Genomic DNA, 18,052 nt, shown 5'->3' on the forward strand with positions numbered 1-18,052 from the left:
GGACGCGGTGCGTGGCTCGGCCGGCGCGACGGGAGATGACCGCGCGGAACTGCTGCCCCGCGGCTACCGCATCGGCGATTGGGAGGTCACCGAGCCGATCGGGGCCGGCGGCTGGGCGACCGTCTACGCGGGACGAACCGTCCGCGACGGGACGGACCGGGAAGCACCGCCGGGCGGTCACGGCGCCGTCGCGCTCAAGGTCCTGCCGACCGCGGGACTGGCCCCGCGCCAGGCCCGCAAGGCCGCGGAAACCGCACGCCGCGAAGTCGAATTCGGCCACCGGTCCTCCCACCCGAGGCTGATCCGCCTCCTGGGGTCCGTCGTGCTCGGCGACCCGGACCGCCCCCTCCTGGACGGCGCCGTCGTGCTGGTCATGGAGCGCGCCCGGGGCAGCCTGCGGGACCTGCTCGGCACCGGGACGAGCGAGACCGAAGGCGCCCGGCTGCTCACCGAGATCTGTGAGGGCCTGGCGCACCTGCACCACAGCGGCTGGGTGCACGGCGACCTCAAGCCGGACAACATCCTGCTGATGGCCGACGGCTCGGTGAGGCTCTCGGACTTCGGGCTCGCCACGGAACTGACCGGCACGCACGGCACCCACGGGTACGCGCCCCCGATGGGCACCTTCGACTACCTCCCGCCCGAGCGGGGCAAGGCCACGCTCAGCGAGCGAGGGGTCGAGATCCGGCCGAGCGCCGACATCTGGGCCCTGGGCATCATGATCCACGAGGTGTTCGCCTCCGGTGCCTCTCCGTTCCCCGGCGCCACCCCCCTGGCCCGCGCCGCCGCGACCCAGGAGTACGCCGAGGGGCGCGTGCCGCTCCGCTTGGACGGCGCGCTCCCGCCGTTCTGGCGCGCGCTGGCCGCCGACTGCCTGGCCCCGACCCACGCCGAACGCGCCGCGCACACCGCCGAGAGCCTGCTGGCGCGCATCGCCGAGAAGGCGGCGGCGGAAGGGGAGGCCGGGAGTCCGGTGGCTCGTCGGCGCACGGTCCGGAGGCGAAGAACCCGTGCCGCCCTGGCGGCCGCCGCGGTGTGCGCGGTGGGGGTGGCGGTCTGGACGTACACCGGGCGCGTCGGCGCGACCGGTACGCCGGGCACGCCGCCGGCCGGAACCGAAGACCGGATCCGGGTGTTCAACGCTGAAGGGGGCTGCCGGGACCGCACGGACCGGAACCCCGGGTGCAGTCTGGGCCTGGCGATCGACCCCCGCCGCCCGTACACCACCGACAACGTCGTACCCCACCGGGTGTGGCACGGTGACGAGCTCACCGTCGACTGCCGCCTCTCCCAAGGGATCGCCATCCTCGACGAGGCGGACACACAGTCCGCCGCCTGGTACCGCGTACACCTTCCCCGTGGTACCTCCCGCCCCACCGCCTGGCTGCCCGCCGTGCGCACGAAGGACCGCCCACCGGTCCCCGAGTGCCCGGCCCCCACCCCCGTGCGGTGAGGCGGGCGAAGGAACCGCCGGGAACCCGAACCACCCCTGTCGTGCCCGCTCGCCGTACCCGGAGTCCACCGGGAACCGTCGCGCGTGTCACCCCGGATCGTTCCGGATGCCTGGCCGGGCGCTCCGGTGGCTACCTTGCGGACCCTCGGTCCCCGGACCGCGCTCACTCCTCGCACGACCCTCACACGACACCGACGAAGGAGCAGGCACGTGCATGTCTCAGCAGCACGGCGCGCGAGATTCGGAACACTGGTTCTGCTCGTCTCCACGGTCGCGTCCGCCCTGGCCGGCCCGGCGTGGGCACAGGGCGCGAAGGACGTCCCCGGCCCCCTCGGGCACTCCGCGACGGCCGAGATGTTCTGCCATATCCCGGCGGAACGGGACATCTCCGTGACCCGCAAGGTCTACGAGGTCGGCCAGCGCCGAGGCGTGTCCGACAAGGTGATGCTCGCCGGCTTCGAGACCGGCTGGGTCGAATCCCGGATGAACAACCTGAACTGCGGTGACCGGGACTCGCTCGGAGTCTTCCAGCAGCGGCCCTCACAGGGGTGGTGCAACCCGGACCAGTGCCTCGACGTCGACTACGCGGCGAACAAGTTCTTCGAGGTGGCCCAGCAGATGGAGCCCGACTGGGACACCGCGGGGGAGCTCGCCCAGGCCGTCCAGCGCTCCGCCTATCCGGATCGGTACCCCCAGGCCGAAGGGTACGCGCGCCAGCTGATGGGTGAGGCGTTCCAGCCCTACGGCACGATCGGGGCGAAGTACGCGGGCCTGGGCGGTGAGGGCGGGCCGCTCGGCCGGCCGGTACGCGCAGAGGAGAGCGCCGCGCTGGGCGGAAGGTTTCAGCTCTTCCAGAACGGGATCGTCCTCTGGCATCCGGATGTGGCCTACGCGATCTACGGGGACATCCTGAAGAAGTTCTGGGACACCAACTCGGAGCAGCGCTGGGGCTTCCCGACGATGGACGAGGCGGACGCGGCGCAGGCGCCGGACGGGACCCGAGGTCGCTTCCAGTTCTTCGAGCGCGGCCTGTTCATGTGGTCGCCGCAGACCGGTGCGCACACCGTGCACGGAGCGATCTACGACGCGTTCCACGCCGCCGGGCACGAGCGGGCGCTCGGTTACCCGGTGACCGACGAGATGGACGAGGCCGGCGGCAAGGCGCAGAAGTTCCAGAAGGTCACGATCCACTGGACCGCGGCCAAGGGCGCCTGGATCACGAACAACTGACCGGCCGTCCCTTCCCTTACCTGACGAATCCCCTACTTGACGAGCAGTCACCGACCAGGAGGTCCTGTTGAGCGAGTACCGCCCCACCCGGAGGAACGTTCTGAAGGCAGTCGGCGGGGCCTCCGCGGCGATGGCCCTCGGCGCCGGCACCGTCCTCGGGACGGCCTCGGCGGCCAATGCGGCCGACGACGGCTTCGGCCTACGCATTGTGCAGCGCGGCGAAGGCGATCCCCGCATGTGGTACTACCGCTTCCAGACCGCCGAGATCGGCTGGCAGCCGGCCGTCAACGTCCTGCTCCCGGACGACTACCACGTCAGCGGCCGCACCTACCCCGTCCTGTACCTTTTCCACGGCGGCGGGACCGACCAGGACTTCATCACCTTCGACCGCGCGCCCAACGACATCCGCGCCTGGACCGCCGGTAAGCCGATCATCGTTGTGATGCCCGACGGCGGACACGCGGGCTGGTACTCCAACCCGGTCAGCTCGACCGTCGGCCCCCGCAACTGGGAGAGCTTCCATATCAACCAGCTGATCCCGTGGATCGACGCGAACTTCCGGACCTACGCCGAATTCGACGGCCGCGCCGTCTCCGGGTTCTCGATGGGAGGCTTCGGCGCGCTGAAGTACGCGGCCAAATACTGGGGCCACTTCGCCTCGGTCAGCTCCCATTCCGGCCCGGCGAGCCTGCGCGGCCCCGCCGGCGGGCTCCAGGGCGGGGTGGTCCACTGGGCCAACGCCTCGTCCGCGGCCGTCGAACTGGGCGGCGGTACGGTCTACGGCGTGCCGTGGGACCAGCGGAGGGTCAGCATGGACAATCCGTGCGAGCGCGTCGAGAGCTACCGCAACAAGCGGATCTTCATGGTCGCGGGCACCAGCCCCGAGCCGACCTTCTGGGACCGGTTCAACGAGACCGCCGTGCTGGAGACCCAGCGCGAGTTCCGCGGCTTCCTCGGCAGGGCCGGCATCCCGCACGACTGGCACGAGGTTCCCGGCGGTCACAAGGTCCGCGCCGATCTGTTCGTCCGGGACCTGGACGGCATCATCGACCGGCTGCGCAAGGCGTAGCGCGGGCCCGGTCGGACAGGGCCGGACGGAGGCGCCCGGCGGGCTACGGCCCGGCCGGGCGCCTCTCCGGCGCCCGAGGGTTCGGCGGGGGCCGGCCTCAGGCGTCGGCGGGTAGAGCCGGTCTCCGCCGGTCAGGCCGGGTTCACCTCCTGGGCGAGGGCCTTCACAGTGACCTCGGTGGCCTTGGCGATGAGCGTGTCGTCCGCCTTCGCGTCCTTGGCGGTGCGGCTGGAGAAGACGGCGACGACGATCGGCGCGGCCCGGGGAGGCCAGAGAACGGCGATGTCGTTGCGCGCGCCGTAGCCCCCCGATCCCGTCTTGTCGCCCACCTGCCAGCCGGCCGGGACCCCCGCGCGGATGAGCTTGTCCCCTGTGTTGTTGCGCTTGAGCCAGTCGGTCAGCGCCGAACGTTCGTCCGGGGCGAGGGCGTCGCCGAGGACGAACGCGCGCAGGTCGGCGGCCATGGCCCGAGGGGTGCTGGTGTCGCGGGGATCGCCCGGGGCGGCCTCGCTCAGGTCCGTCTCGTAACGGTCGGCCCTGGTGACGCGGTCGCCGATCGCGGCGAGAGCCTCCTGCAAGCCCTTGGGGCCGCCGAGTTCGTCGAAGAGGAGGTTGGCCGCGCCGTTGTCGCTGTATCGGACGGCGGCATCGCACAACTCCCGCAGGGTCATGCCGCTGCCGACGTGCCGGCCGGTGACCGGCGAGTGGCCGACCGGAACCTCACGGCCGTAGCGCACATGCCGGTCGAGCCCCTGGAGCGTGTTCTTCTTGAGCACGGCGCCCGCGAGGAAGGCCTTGCAGACGGAGGCGTAGGCGAAGCGCTCGTCCGGCCGGTGGGCGACGACGCGCCCGCTGCCGGTGTCGACGGCGTACACACCCAGCCGGGCGTCGTACGTCCGCTCCAGCTCGCCGAACGCGCGCTCGGCCTCCCGAGCGGTGCCATGTGACGCGGTGGGCGACGGCGCCACGGCGGGCGTACCGGTCCGGCACGCGGTGAGAGGGGCGACCGCGAGACCGGTCAGAGTGGCGATGACGGAGCGCCTCGTAGGGGAGGTGCTGGTGCGCATGGAGCGACGCCTTTCGGTAGGTGATCCGGCACAGGCGAGCGGAGACCGGGGACGCACGGCACGCCGCGCGGGCAGTCGGCGATCTTCGCCGGCGGCCGGTGGTCTTCGACGACGGTCGGTGGCAGGCGGTGGCAGGCGGTGGCAGGCGGTGGCAGGCGGTGGCGGCCTGTCAGGAGCGGTCGGCGGGCACGGCGGCCAGCACGTCGTGGACGAGGGGTACGGCGGAGGCGCTGCCGCTGAGGCCGCCCTCCACGACGGCGGCGACGGCTATGCCACCCCGGTGCGCGGCGATCCAGCCGTTGTTGGGGGCTTGTTCCGAGACCTCGGCGGTACCGGTCTTCGCGCCGACGTCGCCGGGCAGGTCCGCCAGACCCTTGGCGGTGCCCTCGGTGACCGTGGCACGCATCATGGCGCGCAGCCGGTCGGTCACGTCCTTGGGGAGCGGCGTGGTGGTGGTCGTGCCATGAGTGCCGGGGAGGAGCGTCGGCTGGCGGAACGTTCCGGAGGCCGCGGTCGCGGTGACCGACGCCATGGTCAGGGGGTTGCCCAGGACCTTCCCCTGCCCGATCATCGCCGCGGCCTTGTCGGTCGCGTCTCCCGTCGCGGGCGCCGCTCCGTCGAAGGAAGGGATGCCGATGTTCCATTTCTGGCCTATGCCGAAGTACTTCCGGGCCACGTCGGCCGGTTCCCGGTCACCGAGCTTGTCACGCAGGCTGATGAATGCGGTGTTGCACGACTCGGTGAAGTCCTGGGCGAAGGTGGCTCCCCTGTGCTCGCCCAGCTCCACGTTGTGGAACTGCTTGCCGACGGTGAGGTACTTGGGGCAGTCGACGACGGTGCCGGGCTCGACGGCGCCCTTGAGCAGCAGCGCGGTGCTGGTGACGATCTTCCAGGTGGATCCGGGCGCGTAGGTGCCGGAGACGGCGCGGTTGAATCCGGAGGCCGGTGAGTTCGCCATGGCGAGGATCTCGCCGGTGTCGGCGCGCAGGGCGACGAGGGCGGCGTTCTTCCCCTGGCTCTTGGCGGCGAGAGCCTTCTCGGCGGCCGCCTGCCACACCGGGTCGATGGTGGTGCGCACGGGTCCGTCGGCCGTACGGGCGGGTGCGCCGCCGAAGATGGCCACCGTGCCCTTGGCCTCGCCCGTCACGCGGTCGACGACCTGGACGGATCCCCGGGGGCCGCCCCCGGCGGCCTTGCCGAGCCGGGCGATGACCGGCGCCAGCGAGGGATACGTACGCCCGGACAAGGGGGCACCACCTCGACCGCTGACCTCGACCGCTTCGGTGGTCCCGCGCTCCAGGCGGAACTTGTCGGTGCCGTTCAGCTTCGGGTGGACGAGCGAGAGGGCCCAGTCCACCTTCCACGTCCCGTCCCGTTGCTCGCGCAGCGGGAGCTTCGAGGCGTAGGTCCAGGTGCCCAGGCCGGTGACGGGCATCTTCGCGGTGAAGGGCACGGTGACCGTGCCGTCCCGCCCGGTGGTGGCCGTCGAGGCGATGAGGACCGGCTTGCCGATCTCCAGACCGGCGGTGAAGTTCCGCAGCGTGCTCTCGGCCGGCCCGGGGCTGGTGGTACGACCGCCCGCCTCGGTCAGCCTTCCGGCCGCCCAGTCGGCGAGGAACGCGCGTGCCTGGGTCAGGGCCGCGGGATCGGAGGAGGGCGCGCCGGTGGCGAAGGGGCCCCATCCGGCGGCGTACGCCCCGCCGGTGGCCGCGGCGAGCGCCACCGCTGCGGCCGAGGTGAGGAGGGCTGTGCGGCGTCGCCGCCCGGCACGCGTGACGGGGGCGTCCGCCGACGCCGGGGAAGGGGTGCGGCGCCCGGAGCGCCGGTGAGGCTGGGGGAAAGGCATGCTCCGAGCACAGCAGCACACTCGCCCGTCTGTCCAAGATTGATATCGGTATCCTATTGATTAATCTGCGATATAGTTCCTGCTCGTGGACCTGATACGCCACCTACAGTGCTTTGTGGCTGTTGCAGAAGAGTCACACTTCGGCCGCGCCGCCCAGCGCCTCGGCATGGCCCAGCCTCCCCTGTCGCAGCGCATCCAGCGGCTTGAGCGGGAGCTGGGAGTGCGCCTGTTCGAGCGCACCAGCCGCCAGGTGACGATCACCAAGGGCGGCACCCTGCTCCTCGACGAGGCCCGCGAGATACTGGCACGCTCCGAGGCGCTGCGGGCGACGGCCCGCCGCATCCAGGAGGGCCGTACCGGCCTGCTGCGCGCCGCCCTGCCGCCCGACCTCGCGGGCGACACCGTCGCCGCGATCCTGGCCGCCTTCCGCGACCGGCACGGCGGAGTGGAACTGGAACTGCACGAACTGACCACGGCCGACCAGCTCGCCGGGCTCGCCTCCCACGACCTGGACGTGGGGCTCATCCGGCACCCCTGCGACGTCGCCGGCCTGGAGCTCGGCCCCGTCCAGCGCCACGAGCTGGGCGTGCTGCTGCTCCGTGACGCCCCCGCCGCCCGCTCCGGAACGGTCCCGCTCACCGCCCTCACCGGGTACGACCTGATCCTCTTCCCCCGTGCCCAGGCACCGGCCGTGCACGACGACCTCCTGACCACCTGCGCCCGGCACGGCTACACGCCCGCCGCGGTGCGGCACGGCCAGGGCTCCAGCTTCACCCGCGGCCTGATCCTCTCCTCCCGCGCCGTCGCCTTCACCTCACGGGACGCCCACCCCGCCCAGGACCCGGACATCATCTGGCGCCCGCTCACCGGCGCCCCGCTGACCCTGCGGCACTCCGCGGCCTGGCCCAGGGGGCGTGGCGACGCCGCCGCCCTCGCCTTCGCCGACACCGTCACCGAGGCCCTCGCCGCCACCGCCACGGCAGGTGGCGACCTGCCTCCCACCCCCCTGCACCTGCGTCCCGCGGCGGAGTACTGGATATGACCGAGAACAAGGCGCGCACCCGTGGCCGCGTCCGCGCCGCCTTCGCCGAAGCCGGCGTCACCGGCTGGCTCCACGCCGTCGACATCGACTCCGGAGACCAGCTCGACGCGGGCGCCGACCAGCCGGTCGTCACCGCCAGCGTCCACAAGCTCTGCCTGCTCGTCGCCCTCCACCAGCAGGCGGAGGCGGGCCGGCTCGACCTCTCCGAGCAGATCACGTGCCCACCGCGCGACCGCACCCCGGGCCCCACCGGACTCGCCGCGATGCTCGACGACGTCCGCCTCTCCCTGCGCGACGCCGCGTATCTGATGATGGCCGTCAGCGACAACACCGCCGCCGACCTCATCCTCGAACGCGTCGGCCTGGACGCCGTCAACCACACCACGCGGCGCCTGGGCCTCACCCGCACCCGTGCCGTCCACACCTTCCGGGAATTCCTCACCCTCCTCAAGGAGGACACCGGACCTGGCGGCCCCGAGGCGCTCGCCGACCCCCGGGTCATCGCCGGACTCCGCGTGCTCGACCCCGCGGCCACCAATCGCAGCACCCCGCGCGACATGACCCGCCTGCTCACCGCCATCTGGCGGGACGAGGCCTGCGCCCCCGAACACACCGCCGCGATGCGCCGTCTGCTGGGACTTCAGGTCTGGCCCCACCGCCTGGCCTCCGGCTTCCCCTTCGACGACGTCCACGTCGCCGGTAAGACCGGGAGCCTGCCCACCGTCCGCAACGAAGTCGGCGTCGTCGAGTACCCCGACGGCGGTCGCTACGCCGTGGCGGTGTTCACCCGCGCCGCCAGCCCCGCCGCCGTCCTGCCGCCGGCCGACGCGGTCATCGGCGCCGCGGCCCGCATCGCCGTCGACGCGCTCCGGGCCGGCCGCGGCTGACCGAAGGCCCGTAACCGGCTCGGGCCCGCGGCGCCTAGCTCCGGCAGCGGGTGACCGTGCCGCCCGCGTTGTTGTCGGTGCGGCAGGTGTTGTCGCCTTCACCGCCGTCGACGGTCCCGTACGGGCCGAGGACGACCTGTGTGGCGCCCGGTCCCTGGATGACGTCATCGTCGTCGTCCCCGGAGACCGTGGCGTATCCGTCCTGCCCGGCGGACGGCACCTCGATGAGATCGGCTCCGGCGCCCCCGCTGAGGTAGGTGGCGCGCGCCCCGTCGCCGATGCCGATCGCCCCGACGCGGATGGTGTCGTCGCCCTCGTCCCCGTGGACGGTGGCGGGCTTGGGAAGGCGGGATTCCACGGGGGGCGTCCCGTCCACGGTGATCTCGTCCGCACCGGGGCCGCCACGGAGGGGGCCGGCCAGCTTCCCGACCGAGATGGTGTCGTTGCCGCTTCCTCCGTCGAGACGGCTCGCCTTGTCATACCCGGGTACGCGGAAGTAGGTGAGACGGATGATGTCGTCGCCGTCGCCGCCGTCGATCGTGCTGCTGAACACGCCGCCCTCGACTTCGATGATGTCCGCCTGGTCGGTGCCGCTGAGCGTCGTACCGGCGGGTACGCCCTGGGTGCACACGAGGTGGACGCCGCCGGTCGGCAGGGCGCCGCTGGTGCAGCCGGCCGGGAGAGCCGCGGCGGTCGCGGCCGGGGGCGTGGGCGCGGCCAGGAGTACGAGAGCGGTGACGAGCGTGCCGGCGGCGGTGTGTCTGAAAGGCATGGCTGTTCCCTCCTCGAAGGCATGCATATGCCAGGGTGAGGGCCAACAGCGTTCCCGCGGGGCCGGGGCCGAACAAGCGGGAAACCGGCCTGATCGGATCTACGGGTCCCTGGGGCGTGTCCGAGGGGTCCCGGGAGGCCCGCGAATGACCTGAACACGGCTGGTCGAGGGCGGCGGGGCTCCTTACCTTCGGGTTCGAACGGCTGTACCTCAGTACCGCCGGGTCGCCGGACGTCCGGCTCCGGTTCCCGCCCGTCCTGCCGACAGACGCGAGGTGCTGCCATGACAGCCTGCGCCACGGCCGTCACAGAGCCGATCGACCTGGCCGGCCTCCGGCTCCGGATCGACGCGGAGCTGGCGGGGTTCCTGGACGGCCGGGCGCGGGCCGCGGCGGCCCAGGACCTCCCCGGCGAAGTGACGTCGCTGATCCGGGACTTCGTGCTCGACGGCGGCAAGCGGCTGCGGCCCTTGCTGTGCGCGCTCGGCTGGTACGCGGCGGGGGAGGCGGCGGCACCTCCCCCGCCGCGGCCTCCCCTGCCGGTGGTGCGGGCCGCGGCGTCGCTGGAGATGTTCCACGCGTTCGCGATGATCCACGACGACATCATGGACGGCTCCGACACCCGGCGCGGCGCCCCGTCCGTACATCGCGCGCTGGCCGCCCGGCACGTGGGGCGCGGCGACGCGGACCGGTTCGGGACGCACGCCGCGATCCTGCTCGGCGACCTGGCCCACGCGTGGTCGGATGAACTCCTGCACACGGCGGGCCTGCCGCCCGGCCGGCTCGCGGCCGCCCGGGGCGTGGTGGACACGATGCGGTGGGAGGTGATGTACGGGCAGTACCTCGACCTGACCGCCACCGGCCGTCCGACGGCCGACCTCGGCCGGGCCCTGCGGATCGTGCGGTACAAAACCGCGAAGTACACCGTGGAACGCCCGCTCCACCTCGGCGCCGCCCTCGCCGGGACCGCGCCCGCGCGCACCGCCGCCCTCTCCGCCTACGCCCTGCCGCTCGGCGAGGCGTTCCAATTGCGCGACGACATCCTCGGGGTGTACGGCGATCCGGCGGTCACGGGCAAGTCCGTCCTGGACGACCTGCGTACGGGCAAGCAGACCGTCCTGCTGGCCGTCGCCCTGGCCCGGGCCGACCCCTGCCGGCGGGACCGCCTGAGATCTCTGGTCGGCCGACCGGACCTCGACGAGGACGGCGCCCGCCGAGTCCGCGCCGTCATGCGGGAGTCCGGGGCGCTGCGGGAGGTCGAGCGACTGATCGGGGAGCGTCGCCGGCAGGCGCTGCGGGCCCTGGACCGGGTCCCGCTGCCACCGGCGGTCGCCGACGCCCTGCGCCGTACCGCGCACGCCCTCACCGGACGCCGCGCATGACCACCGCCGCCCCGCACATCGCCCCCGGCGCGCGCTACCGCCTCGCCCGGCTGCCCCGGCTCCTCTCCCTCGGCCGGCACCCCCGCACCGCCCGCCTCGAACAGGCCCACGACCAATGGCTGCGCGCCCACTACCCCTTCGCCACGGCCCACGAACGGGAACGGTTCCTCTCCCACCGCAGCACCCTGTGGACCTCGGTCTGCTACCCCGCCACCGACGACGAGCGCTTCCACGACCTCTCGCGGCTCACTTCCTTCCTCTTCGCCTTCGACGACCTGTTCCTGTCCGCCGGCACGACGAACCGGCGACAGGCGAAGCCCGCCCTCGACGACAGCCTCCGGGTCCTCGACGGCCGCCCCCCGACCACACCTCACGGCACGGCACTGGCCGGCATCCGGGACGACATGAGCCGCCGCATGCCCCCGGAACAACGGTGTCGGCTGACCGCGGCCGTCCACGACTTCAGCCGTGGCTGCGACGCCGAGACGGCCGCCCGGTCCGGCACGGTCGCGCTCGACTTCGACGGCTACGTACGCCTCAGGACGGAACAGAGCCTGGCCGCCTGGGTGTACTTCGTGCTGACCGAGTACGCCGCCGGCGTCGCCCTGGACCAGGAGACCCGTGCGGCCCTGCGCCCCCTGCACCTGGCCTGCGCCGAGCACTTGCTGTTCGCCAACGACCTGTTCTCCTTCCGCGCGGAGCACTTCGCGGGCGACCACATCAACGCGGTCTGCGTGCTGACCCGTTCGGGGACCGAACTCCAGGAGTCCGTCGACCGCCTGGTGTCCCTGGTCGCCACCCGGGAGCACCGGGTGGCCGCCCTCCTGCGCGCCTCCGCCGACGCCGCCGGCCCCGACGTACGCCGCTACCTGACCGCACTGGAACACGTCGTCTCCGGCAACCTCGCCCAGGCCCGCTTCGCCCCCCGCTACCACGGCACCACCGCCTTCATCGGCCGGCCCATCGAAGCCGGGACGGTCACCCTGGGGCCCGACCGGACCGCGTACCAGCCCGAGGAGTGAGAGATGCCGCGTCCCGACGCACGGCTCCCGCACCTGCCGCCGGACGGATTCCGGCTGCCGGACCGCTACTACGGCGGCATCTGCCCGTACGCCGACCGCACCCGCGCCGCGTACCGGCGGTGGTGCGCCGAGCTGACCCATATCAGCGAGGACGGGCGGGAGCGCTACGTACGACAGGAGCTCTGCCGCTGCGCGTCCCTCGCCTACCCGAATCCGGCCTCCTACGAGCGGGCGGCGGCCTGCAACCTGTTCTTCCTCTGGCTGACCGCGTTCGACGACTTCTACGGGCTGTGCGACGCCTCGGAACTCGTGGACCTCCGGGACCGCTGCGTGGACCTGCTGCGAGGGGCCCGTCCCCGCCCGGCGGACCCACCGATACTCCGCCAGGCGGCCGAACTGCGGACGATGTGCGCTCCGTTGATGCCGGAACGGTGGCTGGACCGCTATGCGGCCGCGATCGACGGCTACTTCCGCAAGGGACTGGAGCCCGAAGCCGCCTTCCGTCGCGCACGCCGGATGCCGACCGTGGCCGAGGCACGGGACTTCCGGCTCCACACCATTGCCATATTCCCGAGCCTGCGGATGGTCGAGATGGAGCTCGACCTGCCGTTGCCTCCCGGGGTCACGGACCACCCGGTCATCCGGCGCATCGAACGCGCGCTGACACGCATCTCGATCTGGCAGAACGACGCCTATTCCTACCGGAAGGAGTCCGCCAGACCCGAGGAGGCCGCGGACACCGTCAACCTCGTCCTGCTGCTCCAGCACGAGGGCAGGAGCGAGGACGACGCCTGGGCGGAGCTGCGGCGCATCCACGACGCGGATGTCGCGGAGTTCACCGCCCTGGCCGACGACCTGCCCGACTTCGGCACCCGGCAGGCGGACGTACGGAGGTACGTCGAGCACCTGGCACTCGTCGTGAGCGGAATCGAGGTCTACTACCGGGACGCCCGGCGCTACACGGTCGGCGGTGACTGGGTGGACGAGTACATGCTCCCGACCGGCTCGTGAAGGAGATCTGCGGCCCGGCACCCACATACCCTCCCCGCCGCACCCGGCCGGTGGGCGCTTCTCGGCCACACCCCGGCCTTGACCTCCGAGGACAGCACAACACCACACCCCTGCCAGGGGCCACAGCGCGGCGCACGGACCGAACCGTGCGCCGCGCCGCCGTGCGGGAACTGCTCAGCGGTTCGTCGAGCCGCCTCGTCCGGTTGCCCGCGACGAGCCCGGCATTCACGGCGCCCGGTCGTCGTTGTGCACAGGGAGGCTTTGTTCGTCGCCCTGCGTGTCGGGCTGTCAGCGAGGAGGAAATGGTCATGAACATTCCCGGCCCCGAGCCCCAGGAGGACGGCGGGATCGGCGCTGTCGCGGCAGCGGGTGGCCTTCACCATTACCAGTTGCGGCTGCACGCCGAGTACGGGCCCGTAGTGCGCTTCCAGCTGCCGGGCGCGGAGACGGTCGTATCGGTCGCCGACCCCGTGCTGCTGGAGGCCACGGCCGGCATCGACAAGAGGCCGGAGCGGCTGTTCCAGTTCCTGGAGCCGCTGTGCGAGGCGGGCAACCTCCAGGTGCTGCCGGCCGACGAGCACACGCCGTGGCGGCGGCTGATGCTGTCGGTTCTGGCCGGGCGGCCTTCCCACGAGCGGCACTTCCCGCGGTTCACCGCGCTGGCGACGGCGCTCGCCGACCGCTGGGCGGAACAGGCCGGCCACGGGCCCGTAGAGCTGCAGAAGGATCTGACCGGGCTGTCCCTGCGGATGATCTGCGAGTACGCCCTGGGCGGTGGCGTCACGGACCCGGACGGCGTCGTCACCGCGTTCGAGGGCGTACTCACCGAATACCTGGGGCGGCTCTACGGCGTGCCGGTCCCGGGCACGCGGGAGGAACGCGCCCGGCGGGCCGAGGGAGCCCTCGCCTTGTTGCGCGCGACGGTCGACCGGGTGGTCGCGGCACACCGCTCCGGCGGCCGTACGGACCGGAGCGATCTCATCGGGGCGCTCATCGAGGCCGGTGAACGGCCCGCGCGGATCCGTGACACCGTCATGGTGACGATGCTGGCCGCCCATCACACGACCGGAGTGGCCGTCTCGTGGACCCTGCATCTGCTGGGCCGCCACCCCGAGGTGGCGGAACGCGTCACCGACGAACTGGACCGCGTACTCGGTGACCGCGTGGCGCCCGAGTACGCCGACCTGATGCGCCTCACGTACCTCGAAATGGTCCTCAAGGAATCGATGCGGCTGTACCCGCCCGGCCCGTACGGGGCGCGGGAGACCACCGAGGCCGTCACCGTGGGCGACTACGACCTCCCGGCCGGGACGACGATCTTCTATCCGTTCTGGGCCGTCCACATGAACCCCGACCACTGGCCCGAGCCGGAGAAGTTCGTCCCCGAGCGGTTCACCCCGGAAGAGGAGGCCGGGCGGCCGAGACTGGCGTACGTGCCCTTCGGGATCGGGCCGCGCGGCTGTGAGGGCGCCGGCCTGGCCATGGCCGAGGCCGAGCTGGTCCTGGCCCTGCTGCTCAAGCGTTTCCGGTTCCGGCACGCGCCGGGACACGAGGTGATCCCGGTCGAGAGGTTCGTGCTCTGGGCGGCCGACGACATCCGGATGAACGTGAGCCCGAGGGCCAGGGGGTAGATTTCCGGCCGGGCCGGGCCGGGCTGGGCTGGGCTGGGCCGGAACGTACGGGCTGGTACGGCTCAGGCGAGGTGAACCCGCATGCCGATGGGGTAGTGGTCGGAGAAGCCGTTCATGTTGACCGGCTTCCCCATTCCGCCGAACAGCACGGGAGCGGGGTATTTCCCCGTACTGATCATCTCGGGCGGCTGCGTGACGATGTGAACGGAGTCCGGATCGGCACGCAGGGCGGCGCCGGCCTTGAGCATGTTCTTGTTGACCAGGAACTGGTCGAAGACGTTGGCGAACCCGTCGAAGTACAGGGTGCCCGAGGGCAGCCGAGTGCCCGTGCCTCCGGCCTCGGCGCGGTGTTCGTCGACGCCCTCCACCGGCCACATCAGGTTCCACAGCAGCGGTGCCTCGGTGGCGTTCATGACCTTCTCGCGCTGACGGGTGCTGAGCGCGTGCCGCGTCAGTGAGACGTCGAACGGCTCGTCGTTGAAGTCGCCCATGGCCAGCACCGGGGTTTTCGCTCCGTGCACTTCGAGGACCCGCTCGTGGAAGAAGGAGAGCGTCTCGCCGGCCACCGCCCGGTAGCCCTCCGATTCCAGGTGCCCGCCTCGGCGCGAAGGCCAGTGATTGCCGAACACCGCCCAGGTAAGTCCCTCAGCGGTGTGGAAGTTCACCTGGAAGAGCTCCCGTGTTCCGGTGCGGCGCATCACCACATGCTGGAACTGTTCTTCGGCAGGCGCGGTGAAGAGCGTCGAGTCGAAGATGAACGCGACGTCGATGCCTCGCTGGTCCGAGGTGTCGGCGTGTGCCACGTCGTAGGAGCGGTTCGGCAGCAGCACCGTGATCGCGTCGATCAGGCCGCGCATCACGAATTCGTTCTCGATCTCGCACACGCCCAGCAGATCCGGGCCCTTGCCGTCGTTCATCTTCGCGATCACCGACGCCAGCTGACTGATCTTCCGGTCCCGTAGCTCCGGCGTCCAGCCCTGTATGTCGCCGGCCAGGACACGGGCGAGTTTCTCGCTGCGGCGCGGGGAGTTCTCCTCGTCGAAGAGGTTCTCCACGTTCCACCAGGAGATATAGAGGGAGGCCATGGGAACACCCACCCTTCCGGCGGCGGATCCGCTCGGGGGCGTCCTTTGCGCGGCCCGGGTAGAGCGCGATGTGCAGCCGCCACAGTTGTTTTCACAGTAAGCCGAGGGGGTACCGGCTGCCAGCGGGACGGACGCACGCCTGCCGGCCGCTGCCCGCAGGGGGCCGCGGCGTCCTTCGGCCACCGGGCCGTCACCGGTCCGTCACCGGTCCGTCACTGGTCCGTCACTGATCCGTCACCGGTCAGTCCACCGCGTCGGGTCGCCTCGGCGGCGTCCCGGACCGTCTGTCGTCGCGTCACCCGTCGCCGTGGGAAAGCCTCCCCACGCTAGCCCGGTCGACGGAGACGTACAGGCCGCTGCCGGTGACCACCCGGCAGCGCTCGCCCTCCTCGCGGAGGACGACCACGGATGTCCCCGCGGCCAGGGTCCCGTCGGGGCGCGGATGCGGCTCGGCCCGGTCGAACCAGTACGGCTGGTCCTGTTCGAGGACGTGGCTGAACCGGTTGGGCGCGGGCCGTACGTTGTCACGGGGGACGAGCGCCTCGGCTCCCAGGACGGTGACGTCCGGCCGCAGGACCACGTACGGTTCTCCTTCGTCCGGCGCGGCCCCGCGCCCGTTCCTCGCGTGATGCTTCCGCTCACGGCTCATCGGGGAGTAGCTTCCTCATGCCGCGGTGACCAGGCTGTCCGAGGGCAGCACGGTCGGGATGGTGGGGAGCACGATGCCGACGTCGATGGGGGCGATGTGCGTCCGCAGCTCGCCCTCCTCGGCGAGTGCCAGGAGGCTGGGCAGGCTGTAGTCGTCGGCAGCGTCCAGGTCGACCACGTAGCCGAGGTCCTGGAGGCCGCCCACCGTCAGGCGGCTCAGCGGATTGGGTGCTTGTTTGACGAACCCGGTCATCAGCTCGTTGGCGAACACCTTCTCCCGCCAGTGCGCGTCGCGCGTGCCCGGCTGCCCTTCGTTCTCCACCGGCACCGGTTTGAGCTCGTCCGCGTCCCTCAGCTTCCTGCACTCCTCCTGGGCCTGCTGGCCGCGGAAGACGGGATTGTCGCCGCCGATGCCCTTGACCAGCCCCTTCTTCCGTGCGGGCGAGGTGATGAGGCCGATGACGTGCCCCATCTCGTGGGTGATCACGTCCACCAGCGTGCCCTTGGTCTGCATGCTGGCCAGATCATCCGTGTCGAAGGACATGACGCCCGTCGCGGGAAGGAACTCCCCGGGCCCGCCGGGCGGCCTGAGCAGCCCCGACCCTGCCTGTCCCAGGATGACTCCCGGTCCGTCGATGGACGTGCCCTCGGCCCGGATCAACAGGTCGTCGATGATCCTGCCGTTGACCTCCCTCGCCCACGTATCAACCCGGGGGAGGGCCGGGAGGCCAGGCGGCCGGTGACCGGCCGCACGGCCATGCCCAACACACGGCTTGCGAGCCGGTGGTCGCGGCCCCGAGCCTCCGGCCGCCACCCGCTGCCGCGTCTCGTACCGGTGGCCTGGCCCGGCACAGCCGGTTCGCGCGGTGCCACCGCGGGAACGTAACCGGACGTCCGGGAACGGCGAGGGAGAGAGGGTGAGCTCAAGGTGACCGAGAAAGCATTGGCGATGCTGCGGGCGGGCGGAGCCGCGGGGATCGAGCACCCCGGTGGCACTCTGCTGGCGCACCTGGAGCGTGTCAGCGCCCTCCTTTCGTCCTGGAACGCCCGGCCCGCGCTGGTGGCGGCCGGACTGTGTCACGCCTTCTACGGGACCGACGGGTTCGCGGTCGCGCTGCTGGACCTGGGACGGAGGGCGGAGCTGGCCGAAGCGATCGGAGCCGAGGCCGAGGCGCTCGTGTACTTCTACGCCTCTTGCGACCGCGGGGCCTCCTACCCCGGGCTGACCGATGACGCGGGCCCGTTCACCGACCGGTTCACCGGGGAACGACTGCGACCGGGTCTCACGACACGCAGGGACTTCGCCGAGTTGACCGTCGCGAACGAACTGGACATCGTCGCGATCAGCCCGGCGTACCGCGCCCGCCACGGTGCGGCGTTCCTCGACCTGTTCACCCGGTGGCACCCACTGCTGTCGGAGCCGGCCCGGGTGCACTGCCACATCGTGCTGGGCCAGGCCGGCTGACAGGCCGGTGCCGGAAGTAAGCCAGAGCGGGAGACGGCCCCCTCGAATTCCGCTCCGCCCTGAGCCTCTCCAGGCCGCACCGGCGGGAGGGCTCTGACGACCGGTAGCCGGTGGCCGACGTGTCTGCGGCAAAGGGATTCTTCGATGAGGGGCCCTTCCCTTCCGATTCCGCTCTTGTCTGGACGAGATCTCTGCGGTCCCGGGGGGAGGACCGTTCCCGGTCACTGTGGATGAGTGTGCGGTGACTGGGGGTGGGTGGGGTGTGAGGTGGGGCATGGGACCCAGGTCACGTACGAGTGGGGGTAGTGGTTTCCGTAACCCCCGAAATCGGACATGTCGGGCGTTTGGGTGGGGGTGGTGTGGGCTGGTGTGAACGATGGGGGGTAGTAGGTCACATCTTTGCCAGGGGGATTTCGCGCCGCTAACAATTGCGGGGTCGCTTGG

The 18,052-nt window shown here is 71.8% G+C and carries 16 protein-coding genes; 10 read left to right on the forward strand and 6 right to left on the reverse strand.

The genetic code is table 11. The features are described 5' to 3' along the window. Positions 1-7: 7 nt before the first annotated feature. The 3 genes from LUZ64_RS29445 to LUZ64_RS29455 all read left to right on the forward strand — a co-directional run bounded on the left by LUZ64_RS29445 (position 8) and on the right by LUZ64_RS29455 (position 3,752). A complete protein-coding gene (locus tag LUZ64_RS29445) occupies positions 8-1,453 on the forward strand; it encodes a serine/threonine-protein kinase (RefSeq protein ID WP_232398966.1) in 1,446 nt (481 codons plus the stop codon). 210 nt (positions 1,454-1,663) lie between these two features. Continuing rightward, positions 1,664-2,683 carry an LGFP repeat-containing protein gene (locus LUZ64_RS29450; protein ID WP_232398968.1) on the forward strand — a complete coding sequence of 340 codons (1,020 nt, stop codon included), beginning with the start codon at positions 1,664-1,666 and terminating at the stop codon, positions 2,681-2,683. Between the two features lie 67 nt (positions 2,684-2,750). Then, positions 2,751-3,752: an alpha/beta hydrolase gene (locus LUZ64_RS29455; protein WP_276522614.1), complete on the forward strand. Its 1,002-nt coding sequence runs from the start codon at positions 2,751-2,753 to the stop codon at positions 3,750-3,752. 131 nt (positions 3,753-3,883) lie between these two features. On the opposite strand, the gene bla is transcribed toward LUZ64_RS29455, so the two are convergent. Together bla and LUZ64_RS29465 are read right to left on the reverse strand one after the other, a co-directional pair. Beyond that, positions 3,884-4,819, reverse strand: a complete 936-nt coding sequence (gene bla, locus LUZ64_RS29460; protein ID WP_095579245.1) for a class A beta-lactamase — start codon at positions 4,817-4,819, stop codon at positions 3,884-3,886. A gap of 169 nt (positions 4,820-4,988) precedes the next feature. Beyond that, positions 4,989-6,665, reverse strand: a complete 1,677-nt coding sequence (locus LUZ64_RS29465) for a penicillin-binding transpeptidase domain-containing protein (RefSeq protein WP_095579244.1) — start codon at positions 6,663-6,665, stop codon at positions 4,989-4,991. An 85-nt stretch (positions 6,666-6,750) separates the two neighbouring features. Between LUZ64_RS29465 and LUZ64_RS29470 the strand changes: the two genes are divergently transcribed. Then, entirely contained in the window at positions 6,751-7,707 is a 957-nt protein-coding gene (locus tag LUZ64_RS29470; protein ID WP_095579243.1) for a LysR family transcriptional regulator, read from the forward strand. Then, positions 7,704-8,594 carry a serine hydrolase gene (locus LUZ64_RS29475; RefSeq protein WP_095579242.1) on the forward strand — a complete coding sequence of 297 codons (891 nt, stop codon included), beginning with the start codon at positions 7,704-7,706 and terminating at the stop codon, positions 8,592-8,594. Before LUZ64_RS29470 ends, LUZ64_RS29475 begins: the two co-directional genes overlap by 4 nt. Before the next feature lie 34 nt (positions 8,595-8,628). Here LUZ64_RS29475 and LUZ64_RS29480 read toward each other — a convergent pair whose 3' ends face one another. Further along, positions 8,629-9,366 carry a hypothetical protein gene (locus LUZ64_RS29480; protein ID WP_095579241.1) on the reverse strand — a complete coding sequence of 246 codons (738 nt, stop codon included), beginning with the start codon at positions 9,364-9,366 and terminating at the stop codon, positions 8,629-8,631. Positions 9,367-9,648: 282 nt separating this feature from the next. Here LUZ64_RS29480 and LUZ64_RS29485 point away from each other — a divergent pair, with 282 nt between their 5' ends. The 4 genes from LUZ64_RS29485 (at position 9,649) to LUZ64_RS29505 (ending at position 14,410) form a co-directional block, all read left to right on the forward strand. After that, positions 9,649-10,746 carry a polyprenyl synthetase family protein gene (locus tag LUZ64_RS29485; RefSeq protein ID WP_095579240.1) on the forward strand — a complete coding sequence of 366 codons (1,098 nt, stop codon included), beginning with the start codon at positions 9,649-9,651 and terminating at the stop codon, positions 10,744-10,746. Continuing rightward, on the forward strand, positions 10,743-11,768 hold the full coding sequence (locus LUZ64_RS29490) for a terpene synthase family protein (protein ID WP_095579239.1): 1,026 nt from the start codon (positions 10,743-10,745) through the stop codon (positions 11,766-11,768). Before LUZ64_RS29485 ends, LUZ64_RS29490 begins: the two co-directional genes overlap by 4 nt. 3 nt (positions 11,769-11,771) lie before the next feature. Then, positions 11,772-12,779, forward strand: coding sequence for a terpene synthase family protein (locus tag LUZ64_RS29500; RefSeq protein ID WP_095579238.1), 1,008 nt, complete (start codon positions 11,772-11,774; stop codon positions 12,777-12,779). 308 nt (positions 12,780-13,087) lie between these two features. Continuing rightward, a complete protein-coding gene (locus LUZ64_RS29505) occupies positions 13,088-14,410 on the forward strand; it encodes a cytochrome P450 (RefSeq protein WP_095579246.1) in 1,323 nt (440 codons plus the stop codon). Between the two features lie 62 nt (positions 14,411-14,472). Here LUZ64_RS29505 and LUZ64_RS29510 read toward each other — a convergent pair whose 3' ends face one another. From LUZ64_RS29510 to LUZ64_RS29520, 3 genes are all read right to left on the reverse strand, one after another. Then, positions 14,473-15,495, reverse strand: coding sequence for an endonuclease/exonuclease/phosphatase family protein (locus tag LUZ64_RS29510; protein WP_095579237.1), 1,023 nt, complete (start codon positions 15,493-15,495; stop codon positions 14,473-14,475). A gap of 295 nt (positions 15,496-15,790) precedes the next feature. Next, positions 15,791-16,075 carry a hypothetical protein gene (locus tag LUZ64_RS29515; protein WP_143593023.1) on the reverse strand — a complete coding sequence of 95 codons (285 nt, stop codon included), beginning with the start codon at positions 16,073-16,075 and terminating at the stop codon, positions 15,791-15,793. Positions 16,076-16,159: 84 nt separating this feature from the next. Beyond that, entirely contained in the window at positions 16,160-16,804 is a 645-nt protein-coding gene (locus LUZ64_RS29520; RefSeq protein WP_095579235.1) for a leishmanolysin-related zinc metalloendopeptidase, read from the reverse strand. A 288-nt stretch (positions 16,805-17,092) separates the two neighbouring features. Here LUZ64_RS29520 and LUZ64_RS29525 point away from each other — a divergent pair, with 288 nt between their 5' ends. After that, a complete protein-coding gene (locus LUZ64_RS29525) occupies positions 17,093-17,608 on the forward strand; it encodes a DUF6817 domain-containing protein (RefSeq protein WP_095579234.1) in 516 nt (171 codons plus the stop codon). The last annotated feature ends 444 nt before the right edge of the window (positions 17,609-18,052 follow it).

The sequence above is a fragment of the Streptomyces albireticuli genome, assembly GCF_021228125.1.
Classification (GTDB): domain Bacteria; phylum Actinomycetota; class Actinomycetes; order Streptomycetales; family Streptomycetaceae; genus Streptomyces; species Streptomyces albireticuli.

Excerpts from the sequence above, each read along its gene's own strand:
- LUZ64_RS29485 (WP_095579240.1), top strand. The coding sequence starts at position 9,649 with ATGACAGCCTGCGCCACGGCCGTCACAGAGCCGATCGACCTGGCCGGC.
- LUZ64_RS29480 (WP_095579241.1), bottom strand. The coding sequence starts at position 9,366 with ATGCCTTTCAGACACACCGCCGCCGGCACGCTCGTCACCGCTCTCGTA.
- LUZ64_RS29475 (WP_095579242.1), top strand. The coding sequence starts at position 7,704 with ATGACCGAGAACAAGGCGCGCACCCGTGGCCGCGTCCGCGCCGCCTTC.
- bla (WP_095579245.1), bottom strand. The coding sequence starts at position 4,819 with ATGCGCACCAGCACCTCCCCTACGAGGCGCTCCGTCATCGCCACTCTG.
- LUZ64_RS29500 (WP_095579238.1), top strand. The coding sequence starts at position 11,772 with ATGCCGCGTCCCGACGCACGGCTCCCGCACCTGCCGCCGGACGGATTC.
- LUZ64_RS29505 (WP_095579246.1), top strand. The coding sequence starts at position 13,088 with ATGAACATTCCCGGCCCCGAGCCCCAGGAGGACGGCGGGATCGGCGCT.
- LUZ64_RS29525 (WP_095579234.1), top strand. The coding sequence starts at position 17,093 with ATGCTGCGGGCGGGCGGAGCCGCGGGGATCGAGCACCCCGGTGGCACT.
- LUZ64_RS29490 (WP_095579239.1), top strand. The coding sequence starts at position 10,743 with ATGACCACCGCCGCCCCGCACATCGCCCCCGGCGCGCGCTACCGCCTC.
- LUZ64_RS29510 (WP_095579237.1), bottom strand. The coding sequence starts at position 15,495 with ATGGCCTCCCTCTATATCTCCTGGTGGAACGTGGAGAACCTCTTCGAC.
- LUZ64_RS29465 (WP_095579244.1), bottom strand. The coding sequence starts at position 6,665 with ATGCCTTTCCCCCAGCCTCACCGGCGCTCCGGGCGCCGCACCCCTTCC.